We start from the raw sequence: 15,001 nt of genomic DNA, 5'->3' as shown, positions 1-15,001 counted from the left end.
CTCTGTGTAACTTTTCGTGCGCCAGGCCTAGACTGCGGTCATGGACGAGGAGCTGGGGCCCGCCCCGACGCCGACCGGCGCGCTCTCCCCCGCGCGCGCCCGCGTCGCCCGGGCCCTCGGGCACCGGGGCCCCGGCGTGGCGCTGGCCGATCTCGCCGACGAGCTGGGCGGCCACCCCAATGCGACGCGCGCCCACCTGGACGCGATGGTCGCCGAGGGCCACGCCGAGACCGCGGAGCGGCAGGGGGCCGGGCGCGGGCGTCCGGCCCGGGTGTACACCCTGACGGCCGCCGGACGCCGCGCGCTCGCCGGCCCGGTCGCACCCGTCAGCGAGGTGCTGGACGCCGTCGTGGCCCACCTCGCGCACGAGCCGGACGCCGCCGCCCGCGCCCACGCGATCGGCCGGGCCTGGGGGGCGTCGCGCCGCGGCGACGCCGCCGACCTGCTGGCCACGCTCGACGCACTGGGCTTCAGCCCCGACCCGGCCGGCGGCGGCCCGTCCGCCCTCATCCGGCTGCGCACCTGCCCGATGCTGGCGTCGGCGCGGGCCCATCCCGACGTGGTGTGCGGCATGCACGCCGGCCTGGTGCAGGGCGCGCTGCCGGAGGCGGCGGACGGCCTCCGCGTGGTTCCGTTCGCCGAGCCCGGCTGCTGCTGGGTGGAGTTCGACGGCACCCCGGGGCGACCTCGCGACTAGGCGCGTCACCCCCGCCGGGGTGGTGCACCCGTCGATACTTTACGGTACCGTAGCTTTTGTTCGTTCCCGGCTACCGTGAGGCTCCTACCCATGGATCGATCCCGCCCGCCCATCATCCAGGGAGGCATGGGCGTCGCCGTTTCCTCGTGGCGCCTCGCGAACGCCGTCGCCCGCGCCGGGCAGATGGGCGTCGTCTCCGGCACGGCGCTCGACGGCGTCGTGGCCCGCACGTTGCAGGACGGCGATCCCGGTGGCCACGTCCGCCGCGCGCTCGCCCACTTCCCCAGCCGGGCCATCGCGCAGCGCGTCCTGGACACCTACTTCCTCGACGGCGGACGCCGCCCCGGCCAGCCCTACCGCCCGCACCCCACGCTCACCATCTCCCCCAGCCGCCCCGCGGTCGAGTTGGCCCTGGCCGGCAACTTCGCCGAGGTGTGGCTGGCGAAGGAGGGCCACGACGGGGTGGTCGGCATCAACTTCCTGGAGAAGATCCAGACCGCGACGCTCTCGGCGACGCTGGGCGCCATGCTCGCCGGGGTCGACTACGTGCTGATGGGCGCGGGCATCCCCAAGGAGATGCCGCGGGTCATCACCGAGTTCGCCGCCGGCCGGACGGGCCGGCTCACCATCGAGGTCGCCGACCAGACGAAGGTCCACGTCGCCGAACTCGACCCGGTCGCCCACCTCGGCGACGAGCTGCCCGAACTCACGCGCCCCGATTTCATCGCGATCATCTCGCTGCACGTGCTCGGCGGCTACCTCGCCCGCGACCCCGAGATTCGGCCCGACGGGTTCGTCGTCGAGGGGCCCGTGGCGGGCGGTCACAGCGCGCCGCCGCGCGGCAAGTTCGGGCTCGACGAGGACGGCCAGCCGATCTACTCGCCCAAGGACGAGGCCGACATCGCCAAGATGGTCGACCTGGGCCTGCCGTTCTGGCTGGCCGGGGCGTGGTCGACGCCGGAGCGCGTGGCCGCGGCGCAGGCGTCCGGAGCCCAAGGCGTGCAGTGCGGCACCGTGTTCGCGCTGGCGTCCGAGTCGGGCCTGAGCGACGAGCTGCGCGCCAAGCTGCTGGCCGACCTGGAGGCCGGGACGCTGGTCGTCCGCAACGACCCGCGGGCCTCGCCGACGGGGTTCCCGTTCAAGGTGGCGCAGGTGGAGGGCACGTTGTCGCAGCCCGAGGTGTACGCCGAGCGGCCCCGCATCTGCGACCTCGGCTACCTGCGTGCGCCCGCGGAGCGTCCCGACGGGTCGATCGTCTACCGCTGCGCGTCCGAGCCGGTGCACATGTACGAGCGCAAGGGCGGCGACGTGGCCGACACGGTGGGCCGCAAGTGCCTGTGCAACGCCCTGTTCGCCAACATCGGCATGCCCCAGGTGCGCAAGAGCGGCTACGTCGAGGAGCCGGCCCTGACCCTCGGGCAGGACCTCACGGCCGCCCACGCCCTGCTCGCGCGGTACCCCGACGGCTGGTCCGCTCCCCAGATCATCGACTGGCTGCTGTCCGACGTGGCGGCCTGAGCGATTCGCTCCTGTTCGGGGTGACGGCGGCGGCTCAGTCGTCGCGGGCGGCGGGCTGACGCTGGGCGGCGTCCTCGCCCTCGCGGTGGCGCCCCGGCCGCCCGGGCCACAGCGCACCGGCCAGGATCAACCCCAACCCGAGCGCGATGAAGTTGAGGTTCTCGGCGGCCGAGAGCAGGTTCAGCACGAGCACGATGAGCCCGGACAGGATCGCCATCTCCCTCATTGGCTGGCTCCGCATCGGCTGGTTCCGCATCGTTTCCCCCTCGGATCGTGGCCGGCTCCACGATATCGGCCTGACCGGCCGGGGAGCGAGGTCAGGCAGACAGTCGCAGACCCCGCCCCCACCCCCTGGACGCCGCCGGACACGCCCACCCGCGCCGGCCCGTGCCACGCTGGTGGCCATGGGACGCCGCCGCGCACGCTCGCCGCTGCCCCCGCGCGACGGGTTGGACGCCGTGTGGGTGCGGACGCCGGCGCGCATCGGGTCGGCACCGAACCCGTGGCCCACGCTGCCCGCCTTCCTCCGCGACCGGCTCCCCGCGGTCGTCCCCGTCGACGCCTGGGTGGCGGCCGGCCGGTTCGTCACCGCGGCCGGGACGCCCGTGGCGTCCGACACCCCGTACACCCCCGCGACGCTGGTGTGGTTCCACAAGGATCCGACCGAGGAGCAACCGCCCGCGCCGCTCGCCGTGCTGCACGCCGGGGAGCGCCTCGTGGTGGTCGACAAACCGCCTTTCCTCGCCACGATTCCCCGGGGCGCCTTCGTCCGGCGCAGCGCCCTGGTGCAGGCCCGCGTCCAGCTCGGGCTCCCGGAGCTGGCGCCCGCCCACCGGCTCGACCGGCTGACCGCCGGCGTCCTGGTGTTCACCACCGAGCCGCGTTGGCGAGCGGCGTACCAAACCCTGTTCGCCGATCGAGCCGTGCGCAAGACCTACGAGGCCCTCGCCCCGAGCCTCGACCTCGCGGGCCCCCTCGAGATCCGCAACCACCTCGTCAAACGACGCGCCTCGCGGCAGGTCGAGGTCGTCCCCGGCGCCGCACCGAACTCCGAGACCCGAATCACCCTCCTCGAACGGCGCGACGCCCTCGCCCGCTACCGCCTCGAACCGGCAACCGGCCGGACGCACCAGCTGCGCGTCCACCTCGCCGGCCTGGGCGCACCCATCGTGGACGATCCGCTCTACCCCGACGACCGCCTCACCGACGACGCCCCCGAGGATCCGGCGCGCCCGCTTCGCCTCCTGGCCCAGCGGATCGATTTCACCGATCCGGTGGACGGAACCCACCGCACGTTCACCTCACGGCACGAGCTGGCCTGGCCGGATCAGAGCACCGCCCCCGGCTTGTAGGCCGCGGCCTGCGGGTGGAGCGCCGCCATCTCCTGGACGCGTTGGGCCAGCTGGTTGACCTGGGACGCCGCCGATCCGGTGAGCTCGAGGGGGTGCGCGATGGCCTCATCCAACGCCTCGCGGGCGATGCCGAGGCGCGCGTCGGCGGCCAGCCGGTCGAGCAGGTCGTTCTCCTTCTGCCCCTGCCGCATCGCCAACGCCACAGCGACGGCATGCTCCTTGATCGCCTCGTGCGCCTGCTCGCGCCCCACGCCGTGCCGGACGGCCGCCATGAGCACCTTCGTCGTCGTGAGGAACGGCAGGTAGCGCTGCAGCTCGGCCTCGATCACCGCCCCGAACGCGCCGAACTCGCCCAGCACGGTCAGGAACGTCTCGAACAGCCCGTCGAGGGCGTAGAAGGCGTCCGGCAGCGCGATGCGCCGCACCACCGAGCACGAGACGTCACCCTCGTTCCACTGGTCGCCCGCCAGCTCGCCCACCATGGAGGCGTAACCGCGCAGCACCACCGCGAGGCCGTTGACGCGCTCGCACGAGCGGGTGTTCATCTTGTGCGGCATGGCGGACGACCCCACCTGCCCCTCCGCGAACCCCTCGGTCACCAATTCAGCACCGGCCATGAGCCGGATCGACGTCGCCACGTTGGACGGCGCCGCGGCCACCTGCACCAGGCAGGTCAGGGCATCCACGTCGAGCGAGCGCGGGTACACCTGACCCGTCGCCGTCAGCACCCGCTCGAAGCCCAGGTGGCGGGTGACGCGCTCCTCGAGCTCGACGAGCTTGGCGTCGTCGCCGCCCAGCAGATCCAGCATGTCCTGCGCCGTGCCGACCGGCCCCTTGATGCCGCGGGCCGGGTAGCGCCCGATGAGATCATCGAGCCGCTCGTACGCCACGAGCAATTCATCGGCTGCGGTCGCGAACCGCTTGCCCAGCGTCGTGACCTGCGCCGCGACGTTGTGCGAGCGCCCCGCCATGGGCACGTCCCGGTGCTGCACCGCGAGGCTGGTGAGCGCCGTCAGCACCGTCACCACGCGCTCGCGCACCAGCTTGAGCGCGCTGAGCACCTGGAACTGCTCGACGTTCTCGGTGAGATCGCGACTCGTCATGCCCTTGTGCACGTGCTCATGCCGGGCCAGGGCATTGAATTCCTCGATGCGAGCCTTCACGTCATGGCGCGTCACCCGCTCGCGCGCGGCGATGCCGGCCAGGTCGACGTTCTCGACCACCGCGCGGTAGTCGGCGATCACGGCGTCCGCGTCGTCACCGCCGAAGTCGACGCCCAGGTCGCGCTGCGCCTCCAACACCGCGAGCCACAGCTCGCGTTCGGCCACGATCTTGCGCTCGGGGCTCCAGATGTCGCGCATCGCGGGCGACGCGTACCGGGTGGCCAGCACGTTCGGGACGGTCATGGGGCAGCTCCTGCCAGGGGGACGATCGCTAGGACGCGCACCATCTTCCCACGGGCGGGGCAGACGCAGGAGCCGGCCCAGTGCGGCGTCCGGACGCGAGCGGCCGGCGTCCGACGTCAGTGGTCCTGCCGCGTGTACACGCCGATCGACACGACCAGGGACGCCGCCTGGGCGAGCACCCCCGCGCCGAGCACCCACCACGACGCCTCCGGACCCACGCCCGCGAGGCCCCGCAGGGCGCCCGCCAGCACGGGGTTGTCGCCGAACGCCAACAGCCCGCCGATGACCGTCGCGACCACCACCAGGGTCACCAGGCCGCCGGTCCGCGTCCCCCAGGCGACATACGCGGGCGTCACGAGCGCGAGCACGAGGAGCAGGGCTCCCAGGGTGCCGACCCCCTCGGCCACCCCGACCGCGGGTTCCGCCCGCACCCACGCGGCCACCCCGGCCGCGAGCGCGCCGAGCAGCACGAACACGCAGGTCAGCACGGCCGTGACCGCGTAGTGCGACACCATCACGGTGCGACGCCGCAGCGGCAGCGAGCCGTACAGCTGGGTGAGCCGGTGGTTCTCGATGGTCCCGAAGAGGTTGAGGCACACCATCATGGACGCCACCCCGATCATCGGCAGGGCGACCAGCGCGCCGTTCACCGCGACCAGAAAGCACACGACGAGCACGTAGATCGCGAGCATCTTGCGGGACGCCACGAGCGTGAGCAGGTCGAGGCGCAGCATGGGCGCCAGATCACGCATGGCGGGGCTCCTTCGCGAGGTGGACGACGATCTCCTCCAGGGTGGGCACCTCGGCGACGGCGCGGCGTCCGAGCGACACCGTGTCCTCGGTGGCCATCAGGCCCTGCCAGCCCACCCCGTGCTCCCGCAGGCCGTGAACCAGGGGTCGCAGGTCGGCGTCCAGCTCGGACGCCGCACCGCGCACGAGGCGGTAGCTGTCGACCAACTCGTCCCGCGTCGTGGAGGCGACCACCCGGCCGCGCTCGATGACGGTGACGTAGTCAGCGATCTTCTCCAGGTCGCTGGTGATGTGGGTGGAGAACAGCACCGAGTGACGCTCGTCCGTCATGAAATCCGCGAGCATCTCCAGCAGCTCGGATCGGGCGAGCGGATCAAGACCTGAGGTGGGCTCGTCCAGGATCAGCAGCTCGGCGGCATGGCTCAGGGCCACGGCGAGCTGCAGCTTCATGCCCATGCCCCGCGAGAGCTCCTTGACCTGCCGGGTGGGCTCGATGCCGGCCCAGTCGAGCAGCGCGCGGAACCGCTCCGGATCCCACGCCGGGTGGAACGGCGCGACGGCGCGACCGACCTGCGCGGCCGTCCACTTCCCCACGTAGGCCGGCTGGTCGTGCACGACGCCCACCCGATCGTGACCCACCAGGCGCACCGAACCCTCGTCGGCATGGACCAGGCCCAGCGCGATCTTGATCGTCGTGGTCTTGCCGGCACCGTTGGCCCCGACGAACCCCATGACGTACCCGCGGGGGACGACGAGGTCGAGGGGGCCGAGGGTGAAGCCGTCCCGGCGCTTGATGACGCCGGTCAGCTCAAGGGGATTCATGACTGCTCCTGTTCGGTGGAGGGGGTGAGGGCGGCGTCCAGAACCGCGTGGAGTTCGGCCGCGCTGAGGTCGACCAGCCGGGCCTGCGTGACCGCCTCGGCGAAGTGCTCCTCGATCTCGCGCAGGACGCGCTCGCGGACGAGCTCGGCGTTGCGCGGCAGCACGTAACTGCCCTTGCCGGGGACGTTCGTGACCAATCCCTCGGCCGCCAGATCGGAGTAGGCGCGGGTCGTGGTGATGATGCTCACCTGCAGATCGCGCGCCAGCCCCCGGATGGACGGCAGCGCCTCACCCTCGGCGATGTGTCCGAGCAGGATCGCGGCCTTGAGCTGGGCCTTGATCTGCTCGTAGATGGGCAGCCCGGAGGTCTTCGACACCACGATGTCGATTTGCATGCACCCTCCCTTGCTGTCTATATGCACTATAGACAGAAGATACAGGGAGTGGCAAGGAAAGACGAAAAGACGAGGGTGCCGCCCACCGGTGACCGTGGGCCGATGCTTCCGTCCGCGAAATGGGACACGCTGGTGCCGTGCACCACCTCACCCGAACGACTCTCAGCGGCTGCGCGGTCATCCTTGCGCTGGGCGCGGCGATCGGCCTGTCCGGGCTCAACCGGCCCACGCCCGAGCCCTTGCTCCCCCCTGCCTCAGCCCCCGAGGCGGCCCGGGGTAGCGGGGTCGACATCGCGATGACGCAGCGCCGCGACGAGTGGTCGCCAGTGTGTGCGACGACGGGTGAGCCCCTCATCGACTTCTCCCCCGTCGACCACGGCCAAGGCGTGCACCGCATGACGCTGACCGCGGACAACTGCTCTGACCAGCCGGTCACCCTCACCGAGCCGGCCATGTGGTTCGGCGGCCGTGAGGGGCTCACCGATCCGCTGCGCCTGGACGCCGGCCGCACCGAACTCACCCCGCTCACCCTGGAGCCGCAGGCGTCGGCCACCGCGGTGCTCACCTGGGAGTCCGCTCCCGGCGAGGTCGGAACGGTGCTCAGTATCCGTTTACCCGATGTCGGCGAGGGCGAGCTTCAGGACGACCTGGCGCTCGGCCCCACCTCGCGGGTGTGGCTGTCGGGCTGGCTGCGGTGACCCCGACCGGCCCGGGGTGCCGCCGCCCCGCCTAGAGCTGCCGCGTCGGGATCTCCCCCGCCGCGGCGCGGGCGGCGATGTCCGAGCGGTGGAATAGCGTCGGCGCGTCCAGACGACCGATGGCGTCGTAGGCACCGTCGCGGGCAACGGCGAGGTCGGCCCCCGTCGCCACCACCCCCAGCACTCGGCCGCCCGCGGCGACCAGGTGGCCCTCGGAGTCCTGCGCGGTGCCGGCATGGACGATGTGGACGTGGCCGTCCGAGCCGAACAGGCGCGGGCCGGCGATGACCCCGCCCCGCGCGGGCACGCCCGGGTAGCCGTCGGCGGCGAGCACCACGACCACGGCGGCGCCGTCGGCCCAGCGCAGCTCACCGATGGTGTCGAGCCGGCCGCGGGCGGCGGCGTCCAGCACCTCCCCGAGGGGTGAGTGCAGCAGCGACAACACCGCCTGGGTCTCGGGGTCGCCGAAGCGGCAGTTGAACTCCACCACCCGCAGCCCGCGGGAGGTGAGCGCGAGCCCGGCGTACAGCAACCCCTGGAAGGGCGTCCCGCGCGCGGCCATCGTGGCCACCGTGGGCTCGACGACGTCGCGCATGATCGCGTCGACCAAGCCCTCGGGCGCCCACGGCAGCGGCGTGTAGGCGCCCATGCCGCCGGTGTTCGGGCCGCTGTCGCCGTCGCCGACGCGCTTGAAATCCTGGGCGGGCTGCAGCGGCAGGCAGGTCGTGCCGTCGGTGATCGCAAAGAGACTCACCTCCGGGCCGTCGAGATACTCCTCCACCACCACCGGGAGCGAGCCCTCGGCGTGCTCGAGCGCGGCGTCGCGGTCGTCGGTGACGATGACACCCTTGCCGGCGGCGAGCCCGTCGGCCTTGACGACGTGCGGGGCGCCGAATCGGTCGAGGGCGTCGGCCACCTCGCCCAGGGTGGTGCAGTAGGCCGAGGCGGCGGTCGGTACCCCGGCCTGCGCCATCACGTCCTTGGCGAACTGCTTCGACCCCTCGATGCGCGCCGCCTCGGCCGACGGGCCGAAGCAGGCGATACCCGCAGCACGCACGGCATCGGCGACGCCGGCCACCAGCGGCGCCTCCGGCCCGACGACGACCAGCGTGGCGCCGAGGCTGCGGGCCAGCTCCACCACGGCATCGCCCGAGGTGGCGTCCACCGGGTGGTTGGTGGCCACGGCGGCGGTGCCGGGGTTGCCGGGCGCGCAGTGCAGAGCAACCACCGAGGGATCGCGGGAGAGCGCGAGGGCCAGCGCGTGTTCGCGGCCACCGTTGCCGAGGACGAGGACGGTTCGTTCGGTCACCCGGCCAGCCTAAGGGGTCCGGCGAGACCGGTGATCACCGGCCCAGCGACGAAAAGGCGACACTCGATGTCGCACCGGTCACGGATTCACGCTCAGCGGCCGGCACGCGTGCGCATCGAGTGTCGCCTTTTCGTCGCCGACGCCCTCGCACAGCCTCGCCTGCTACATCTTGAGCCGTGCTCACCGACCTCTGGCAGCGCGCCAGCGCCACCCAGCCGCCCCTGCCCTGGGCGTGGACCGTGGCCTGGGCGGTGGTCGCGCTCGCGCTCGTCGCCGCGCCGCAGGGGTGGCGCGTGGTGCGTCACCTGGTGACCCTCATCCACGAGGCGGGGCACGCTCTGGTGGCGGCGCTCGCGGGTCGGCAACTCGGCGGGATCCGGCTGCACTCGGACAGCTCGGGGGTCACGCTCAGTCGCGGCCGGCCGCGCGGGCTCGGGATGGTGGCCACGGTGTTCGCCGGCTACCCCGCCCCTGCCGTCGTCGGGTTGGCGGGTGCCTGGCTGCTGGGCGTCGGGCACGCCGCAGGCGTGCTGTGGGCCCTGGTACTCACGTGTGCCCTGATGTTGGTGCTGATTCGCAACTGGTACGGCCTGTGGGTGGTGTTGGTCACGGGTCTCGGGGTGGCCGCGTTGTCGTGGTTCGCGCCCGCGGACGTGCTGTCGAGCGCCGCCCACCTGCTCGTGTGGGTGCTGCTGTTCGCCGCGCCGCGGTCGTTGGTGAACCTGCAGCGGGCGCGTCACAGCCGCGCTGATCGCACCAGCGACCCCGACCAGCTCGCCCGCCTCACCTGGCTGCCCGCCTGGTGTTGGGTGGGCTGCTTCTGGGCAGTCTGCCTCGCCGCCCTCGGCGTGGCCATCTGGCAGCTGGTGCCCGGGGCTCAGGGCAGCTGACAGGCGGCCGTGCCACCCGGCAGCTGATGGCGTCGCGCCGCGACCCCGCGGTAGACCCGCTCGGCGATCTGGCTCACCCCGGGAGCCGCCAGCAGCCACCCGAGCCCGCGCAGCCACCACGGTCCGGAGACCAGCGCCGCGGCGAACGCCGCCGCGCCGTAGCGCACCTCACCCGAGGCCAGCACCGCCGGAATCTCGCGGCGCACCCGGTCGGCGTCGATGCCCAGCACGGCCAGTTCCTGGGCCGCCACCGCTGCAGCTTCGTCGGCGTCTCTCCCCGCTCCCCGCCCGGTGGGCAGCGGCCGGACGCTGAGCCAGCGGCCCAGCCACGTGCCGACGCGGGTGCAGAAACCGCAGTCGGGGTCGTAGTAGAGCGTGGTCACGCCCCGGCCGGCGCCGGGCACCGACGCGTTCACCGGAGTCACGGCGTCACACCAGGTCGTTGATCATCACGACCTGCTCGCGGCCCGGGCCGACGCCAATGCCGGAGATGCGGCAGCGCACCAGCTCCTCCAGGCGCTTCACGTAGGCCTGGGTGGTGGCCGGCAGCTCGTCGAAGGAGCGGCAGGTGGAGATGTCCTCCGTCCAGCCGTCGAGGAACTCATACACGGGCGTGGCCTTCACCAGGTCGGCCATGAGGGCCGGGTAGGTGTCGACGCGGCGTCCGTCGATCTCGTAGCCGACGCACACCGGGATCTTCTCCCAGCCGGTGAGGATGTCGAGCTTGGTGAGGAACACGTCGGTCACGCCGTTGTACGTGCACGCGGCCTCGACCACCAGCGGGTCGAACCAGCCGCAGCGCCGCGGGCGTCCCGTCGTGGTGCCGAACTCCCCACCCTCGGTGCGCAGGCGGTCGCCGTCGGCGTCCAGCAGCTCGGTCGGGAACGGCCCCTCCCCCACGCGGGTGGTGTAGGCCTTCGCGATGCCGACGATGCGATCGAGCCGCGTCGGGCCGATGCCCGAGCCCGTGCATGCGCCGGCGGCGATCGGGTTGGAGGACGTCACGTACGGGTACGTGCCGTGGTCTATGTCGAGGTGGTGCGCCTGCGCGCCCTCGAAGATGACGAGCTTGCCGGCGTCCAGCGCGTCGTTCAGCTCGCGCGCGACGTCGCGCACCATGGGCCGGACGCGATCGGCGAAGCTCAGCAGGTGGTCGGCGACCTCGGTGGCGTCCACGGCGAGCTGGTTGTAGACCTTCACCAACAGCTGGTTCTTCTGCGCCAGCGCCGCCTCGACCTTGTCGCGCAGCAACTGCTCGTCCAGCAGGTCCTGCACCCGGATGCCGACGCGGTTGATCTTGTCGGCGTAGGCGGGGCCGACGCCGCGTCCGGTGGTGCCGATCTTGCGCTTGCCGAGAAAGCGCTCGGTGACCTTGTCGAGCGTCTTGTGATAGGGCGCGATCAGGTGGGCGTTGGCCGAGATGACGAGCCGGGAGGTGTCGACGCCGCGCGCCTCAAGGGCGTCGATCTCACCGAAGAGCACCTCAAGGTCGATCACCACGCCGTTGCCCAGCACCGGGATGCCCGGGTTCAGGATCCCGGAGGGCAGCAGGTGCAGGGCGTACGTCTCGTCCCCCACCACGATGGTGTGGCCGGCGTTGTTGCCGCCCGAGTAGCGCACCGTGTAGTCGACGGAGTCGCCGAGCTGGTCGGTGGCCTTTCCCTTGCCCTCGTCCCCCCACTGGGTTCCGATCACGACGATGCCAGGCATGCGTTGCCCTCCCTGCGCAAACAACAAGCCCGGGGCCGCAAGGTCCGCCGGGCTCTTACAGCGAAATGCTACCAAACACCCCCGGGGACGCCATCGCGCCTGATCAGAGCGTGAGGGGGCGCTCGGTCGTGAGGGCCGCGTAGCCCTCCTCGGACGCCTCGGTGAGGAACGCCACGCACCGCTCGTACTCCGGCAGCTCGCCGATGCGCCGGGCCGCGCACGCCAGCGCCCACAGGGCCCGCAGGAAGCCCTGGTTCGGCTCGTGCTCCCACGGGACGGGACCCTTGCCGCGCCAGCCGGCGCGGCGCAGCGCGTCCAGCCCGCGGTGGTAGCCGGTGCGGGCGAAGGCGTAGGCGGTGAGGTCCCCCTGCGGCGTCCGGGCCGACAGCGATCCCTCGGCGAGCAGCGCCCACACGAGCGGCGAGGACGGGTGCTCGGCGACGACGGCGAGGAAACGGGACTCCCCCGCGGCCACGATGGCGTCCAGGGCCGGGTCGGGGGGCAGGCGCGTCTCGCCGACACCATGGGCGAGCAGGAGGGTGCGGGCGTCGTTCACGCGAGCCAGCTTAGGTGGCGCCGACCTCAGACGAGGGCGTTGACCAGCGCACGCGCCGCCTGCAGCGACAACCCGGGCTGGGCCTGCCGCAGGATCTTCATGGCGTAGACGGGGTCGCTGTCGGCATCCACCCCGGCCTCCCACAGGACGCCGAGCGCCCAGCGCCGCGCGTTGGGGCCGGGGTTGGGCCCGTCAGGGTCGTCGAACAGCTCGGCGAGTTCGGCGTGGGCCGGGCGCCGGTTCCGTCCGGAAGAAATCATCAGGAACAGCAGGACGGCGAGCGCGAGCAGCGCGGCGACCTCGAGCGGACCGATCCTCATGCGTTGCACCCTACCTACACCCGAACCGGACGCCCGCGGTGAGCAACGCAGGTTGACACACGCCATGCGTCAACCTAGATTGACAGGCGTGATTCCCACCGAGGTCGCCGCGCTGGCGTCCGACACCACCGATCCGCGCCGCGGACTCGCCGCGGTGGCGTCCCTGCGCCGCCTGACCGACGCCCTCGAACTCGCTCAGGTCGAAAGCGCGCTGCGCGCGGGCCTGACGTGGGCCGACATCGCGGCCGAGCTGGGCGTCACGCGCCAGGCCGCGCACAAGAAGTTCTCCCGCCGGGTCGCCCCCGGCCTCGCCCGATCGAGGAAGTGAGCCATGAAGATCGCCCTGTCCATGCACTGGATCACCGCCGCCTGGCGCGAGTCGGCCCGCACCGGCGCCCGCGCGATCGACGTCGACCACCTCTACCTCGGGCTGCTCGCCCTGGGCGGGGCGGCCGCGCGCCTGCTCGGACGCCACGGCATCAGCCTGGCCTCCGCGCGGGAGCGGGCGAAGGAGGCCCAGGCGGACGGCGTCCGCGCACTCGGCCTCGATCCGACCCCCCTGGAGCTGCCACCCCGGCCGCTCACCGATCTCGGCGAAGCCGACGTGCAGTTCACCGCCCCGGCCCGCGCGCTGTACGACGACCTCGTCAAGGCGCCCGACTCCTTCGCCCTGCTCGTCGGGTTGCTGAAGGGCTCTGAGCAGGTCCGCCGCCTCGTGGACGCCGACGGCGTGGCGCCGAACGAGCTGGTTCCCGAGCTGCGTGCCGGGTCGGACGACCCGGTGCGCGCCGAACCCGTCCCACCCACCCCGGGCCTGTTGCCCGCGCCGGCCCGGGCCGTGCGCATCAGCGGGTTCGTATCGCTGCCTCCCGAGCGGTTGGCGGCGGTGCTGGCCGATCCGGTGTCGTTGACATGGTGGGCGTACGACCCCGACCGAGCCGAGGTCACCCCCGGCGGAGAGGCCGCCCGATTGCGCGTCGGGAGGAGCACGATGGGCGTCCGCTTCCACCTCACCCAGCGGGAATCCGAGGGGCGGCACAGCCTCGCCTGGCTGGAGGAGATCACCGATGGGGAGTTCGCCGGCCAACCGCTGCGGCACGACCGCTTCGAGATCGTGGCCGCGCCCGGCGGGAGCGAACTGACGCTGACCCGCAGCTATCGGCTGTTCCGGCTCTCCGGACGCCTGCTGGCGCCATTCACCGGCTGGATGATCGCGATCGGAACACGGCACACGCTGCAGATGATCGCCTACGGCGCCGCCGAGTCGCCGCAGGCGGGCTGAGGCGGTTGCCGCCTCCGGGCTGCACCGGGGCGGCGGCGCGCCGTACGATCGAGGGTGCAGCAACCCACGAGGAGATTCACCATGCCCCGCGTCACGCCCGTTCGCAGCCTGCCCGTCCTGGCCCTCGCCGCCGTCGCCGCCGTCGGGCTCCAGGCGTGCACGACCGGCCCGGCTCCCGCTCCGGAATCCGCCACCACCACGGTGCTGCGCGTCGGGCTCCCGGGAGGGGAGACCGACCCGGCGCACGCCGCGCTGACCGATCTCGGCCAGCGCCTGTCGGACGCGACGGAGGGCCGGTACAGCCTGGCTGTCGAGGCGGGCGGCGGCGACGTGGCGTCGCTGACGGCCGAGGACGGCGTCGCGCTCACCCTGGTGGACGGAGAGGAACTGGCTGAGATCAACGGCGACTTCGGCGTCTTCAACCTGCCGTACGTCTTCGACTCCCCCGCCCAGCAGGCCGACGTCCTGGGCGACGCCGAGCTGGTGGGCGACCTCTACGCATCGCTGGAGGGCGAGGGCGTCACCGTGCTGGGCGGGGCGTACGGCGGGGCCCGCAACCTGCTCGCCAACCACGCGGTGGCCGCCCCGGCCGACGTCGCCGGTCAGCGCGTCAGCGTCGGCCAGTCCGACCTTCAGGTGGCGGTCGTGGAGTCCCTCGGCGCCGTGGCCGTGCCGCTGGCGTCCGACCAGGTGGCCCCCGCCTTCGGCGCCGGCGCGATCACGGGCGCGGAGGGCACCCTCGCCGACTTCGCGTCGCTGGGGCTGGCGGGCGGCACGTTCGTCGCGCTCACCCAGCACCAGATGGTGCCCGACTATCTGGTGATGGACGCCGACACCCTCGCCGGCATGACCCAGGCCGACCGGGAGGCGCTCGTCGCGGCCGTGCCGGAGACGGTCGCCGCAGTGAACGAGGCCGTGACGGCGGCCGAGGTCGAGGCGCGCGCCACGGCGGAGGCCAACGGGGCGACGTTCAACGAGGTCGAGCCGCTGGCATTCGAGGCGGCGCTGTCTCCGGTCGCCGAGCCGGTGGTCACGACGCCCGAGCGTCGGGCTCTGTACGACGCGGCGTCCGCGCGCTGACACACCTGCGGGCTCGGCGGGTCGGGCTCTTGCAGGGTCCGGTCACGGGCCAGGACGCCCGGCGTGCGGGTGCCCCGTGTCGCAGCGGTCGCCACCCTGTCCGAGCGGGCGCCTCCCTGTCCGAGCGGGCGCCACCCTGCCGCGAACCCACCTCCCCAGCGTTGCGCCCTGCGTGTCAGCCTGTTGTGGGACAGCGGGGTGGTGGAGAGGATTGAT

General features: G+C 72.8%; 18 protein-coding genes. 8 read left to right on the top strand and 10 right to left on the bottom strand.

Features of this window, described 5'->3' with window-relative positions; genetic code table 11:
- Positions 1-40: 40 nt before the first annotated feature.
- Both IFY26_RS07125 and IFY26_RS07120 read left to right on the top strand, forming a co-directional pair.
- On the top strand, positions 41-697 hold the full coding sequence (locus tag IFY26_RS07125; protein WP_232548315.1) for a helix-turn-helix transcriptional regulator: 657 nt from the start codon (positions 41-43) through the stop codon (positions 695-697).
- 90 nt (positions 698-787) lie between these two features.
- Positions 788-2,215: a nitronate monooxygenase gene (locus tag IFY26_RS07120; RefSeq protein ID WP_232548314.1), complete on the top strand. Its 1,428-nt coding sequence runs from the start codon at positions 788-790 to the stop codon at positions 2,213-2,215.
- Positions 2,216-2,249: 34 nt separating this feature from the next.
- Here the strand turns inward: IFY26_RS07120 and IFY26_RS07115 are convergent, their stop codons facing one another.
- Entirely contained in the window at positions 2,250-2,432 is a 183-nt protein-coding gene (locus tag IFY26_RS07115; RefSeq protein WP_232548313.1) for a hypothetical protein, read from the bottom strand.
- A gap of 187 nt (positions 2,433-2,619) precedes the next feature.
- Between IFY26_RS07115 and IFY26_RS07110 the strand changes: the two genes are divergently transcribed.
- On the top strand, positions 2,620-3,567 hold the full coding sequence (locus IFY26_RS07110; RefSeq protein WP_232548312.1) for a pseudouridine synthase: 948 nt from the start codon (positions 2,620-2,622) through the stop codon (positions 3,565-3,567).
- Here IFY26_RS07110 and purB read toward each other — a convergent pair.
- The 4 genes from purB to IFY26_RS07090 form a co-directional block, all read right to left on the bottom strand.
- Entirely contained in the window at positions 3,543-4,973 is a 1,431-nt protein-coding gene (purB, locus tag IFY26_RS07105; RefSeq protein ID WP_232548311.1) for an adenylosuccinate lyase, read from the bottom strand. The genes IFY26_RS07110 and purB overlap by 25 nt on opposite strands.
- A gap of 116 nt (positions 4,974-5,089) precedes the next feature.
- A complete protein-coding gene (locus IFY26_RS07100; RefSeq protein ID WP_232548310.1) occupies positions 5,090-5,725 on the bottom strand; it encodes an ABC-2 transporter permease in 636 nt (211 codons plus the stop codon).
- Complete coding sequence (locus tag IFY26_RS07095; RefSeq protein ID WP_232548309.1) at positions 5,718-6,545, bottom strand: ABC transporter ATP-binding protein; 828 nt, start codon at positions 6,543-6,545, stop codon at positions 5,718-5,720. The genes IFY26_RS07100 and IFY26_RS07095 overlap by 8 nt, the downstream gene beginning before the upstream one ends.
- The gene (locus IFY26_RS07090; RefSeq protein WP_232548308.1) at positions 6,542-6,940 is read right to left on the bottom strand and encodes a GntR family transcriptional regulator; all 399 of its coding nucleotides are present in this window, start codon (positions 6,938-6,940) and stop codon (positions 6,542-6,544) included. The genes IFY26_RS07095 and IFY26_RS07090 overlap by 4 nt, the downstream gene beginning before the upstream one ends.
- Before the next feature lie 137 nt (positions 6,941-7,077).
- Here IFY26_RS07090 and IFY26_RS07085 point away from each other — a divergent pair, with 137 nt between their 5' ends.
- Positions 7,078-7,638: a DUF4232 domain-containing protein gene (locus IFY26_RS07085; RefSeq protein ID WP_232548307.1), complete on the top strand. Its 561-nt coding sequence runs from the start codon at positions 7,078-7,080 to the stop codon at positions 7,636-7,638.
- Between the two features lie 31 nt (positions 7,639-7,669).
- Here the strand turns inward: IFY26_RS07085 and purD are convergent, their stop codons facing one another.
- Positions 7,670-8,947, bottom strand: coding sequence for a phosphoribosylamine--glycine ligase (gene purD / locus IFY26_RS07080; protein WP_232548306.1), 1,278 nt, complete (start codon positions 8,945-8,947; stop codon positions 7,670-7,672).
- A 176-nt stretch (positions 8,948-9,123) separates the two neighbouring features.
- Between purD and IFY26_RS07075 the strand changes: the two genes are divergently transcribed.
- Positions 9,124-9,837 carry a M50 family metallopeptidase gene (locus IFY26_RS07075; protein WP_232548305.1) on the top strand — a complete coding sequence of 238 codons (714 nt, stop codon included), beginning with the start codon at positions 9,124-9,126 and terminating at the stop codon, positions 9,835-9,837.
- Here the strand turns inward: IFY26_RS07075 and IFY26_RS07070 are convergent.
- From IFY26_RS07070 to IFY26_RS07055, 4 genes are all read right to left on the bottom strand, one after another.
- A complete protein-coding gene (locus IFY26_RS07070) occupies positions 9,825-10,262 on the bottom strand; it encodes a thiol-disulfide oxidoreductase DCC family protein (RefSeq protein ID WP_232548304.1) in 438 nt (145 codons plus the stop codon). The genes IFY26_RS07075 and IFY26_RS07070 overlap by 13 nt on opposite strands.
- Before the next feature lie 4 nt (positions 10,263-10,266).
- Positions 10,267-11,547: an adenylosuccinate synthase gene (locus IFY26_RS07065; RefSeq protein WP_232548303.1), complete on the bottom strand. Its 1,281-nt coding sequence runs from the start codon at positions 11,545-11,547 to the stop codon at positions 10,267-10,269.
- A 103-nt stretch (positions 11,548-11,650) separates the two neighbouring features.
- Positions 11,651-12,103, bottom strand: coding sequence for a DUF3151 domain-containing protein (locus IFY26_RS07060; RefSeq protein WP_232548302.1), 453 nt, complete (start codon positions 12,101-12,103; stop codon positions 11,651-11,653).
- Positions 12,104-12,129: 26 nt separating this feature from the next.
- Positions 12,130-12,423 carry a hypothetical protein gene (locus IFY26_RS07055; protein ID WP_232548301.1) on the bottom strand — a complete coding sequence of 98 codons (294 nt, stop codon included), beginning with the start codon at positions 12,421-12,423 and terminating at the stop codon, positions 12,130-12,132.
- Positions 12,424-12,511: 88 nt separating this feature from the next.
- Between IFY26_RS07055 and IFY26_RS07050 the strand changes: the two genes are divergently transcribed.
- The 3 genes from IFY26_RS07050 to dctP all read left to right on the top strand — a co-directional run bounded on the left by IFY26_RS07050 (position 12,512) and on the right by dctP (position 14,785).
- On the top strand, positions 12,512-12,751 hold the full coding sequence (locus IFY26_RS07050) for a helix-turn-helix domain-containing protein (protein WP_232548300.1): 240 nt from the start codon (positions 12,512-12,514) through the stop codon (positions 12,749-12,751).
- 3 nt (positions 12,752-12,754) lie between these two features.
- Positions 12,755-13,705: a hypothetical protein gene (locus IFY26_RS07045; RefSeq protein WP_232548299.1), complete on the top strand. Its 951-nt coding sequence runs from the start codon at positions 12,755-12,757 to the stop codon at positions 13,703-13,705.
- Positions 13,706-13,786: 81 nt separating this feature from the next.
- Positions 13,787-14,785 (top strand): TRAP transporter substrate-binding protein DctP, encoded by a 999-nt coding sequence (gene dctP / locus IFY26_RS07040; RefSeq protein WP_232548298.1) that lies wholly within the window; start codon positions 13,787-13,789, stop codon positions 14,783-14,785.
- Positions 14,786-15,001: the final 216 nt, after the last annotated feature.

It is taken from the genome of Propioniciclava soli (genome assembly GCF_014858005.1).
Lineage (GTDB): Bacteria > Actinomycetota > Actinomycetes > Propionibacteriales > Propionibacteriaceae > Propioniciclava > Propioniciclava soli.
Note: the sequence above shows the minus strand (reverse complement) of the source record. Positions and strands in the feature narration are given on the sequence as shown.